Here is a 448-nt window from a genome sequence, read left to right as displayed (position 1 = left end):
CATTATAATCTTTATGTTCTACCTGCTTTTGATTTGTAATAGCGCTTACAAAACCACTCTCTTGTAATGTGGATGCCAAAACCGGAAAAATGAGGAGTACAGCTACAGCGCCATAATCCTCCGGTGTAAGGATACGACTTACATAAACGCCAAAAAATGCACCCAGAAGCTGTTGGATAAGATTGCTCATCCCTCCCCAAAGGAGACCCTTAGCAGTTTTGTGTTTTAAAGAATGTTCTTCTCTGGTATTGGTATTATTATTTTCCTCCCGCAGCGATTCCATCTAACTCTTTGATACGCTATTTTAAATTACTTTTATCGTTTTAGCGAACTCCTTTAAAGATGGGTGGTCAGGTGTCAAATCTGTTACTAAGAATGAAACGTCTCTTAATGGAGCCACCTTCATTTTCTGGTTAGAGTTCAGTTTTTCCGCAATACTTAATATAGC

Annotated in this window: 1 protein-coding gene; it reads right to left on the bottom strand. The window is 38.6% G+C overall.

All coding sequences use genetic code 11. From position 1 onward, the window contains the following. A partial coding sequence (locus RM704_RS44770) for an oligosaccharide flippase family protein (protein WP_311593626.1) occupies positions 1-283 on the bottom strand: 283 nt, incomplete at its 3' end. Positions 284-448 lie beyond the last annotated feature (165 nt).

Origin of the sequence: Streptomyces gottesmaniae, from assembly GCF_031845845.1 — a bacterium.
Lineage (GTDB): Bacteria > Actinomycetota > Actinomycetes > Streptomycetales > Streptomycetaceae > Streptomyces > Streptomyces akebiae.
Note: the sequence above shows the minus strand (reverse complement) of the source record. Positions and strands in the feature narration are given on the sequence as shown.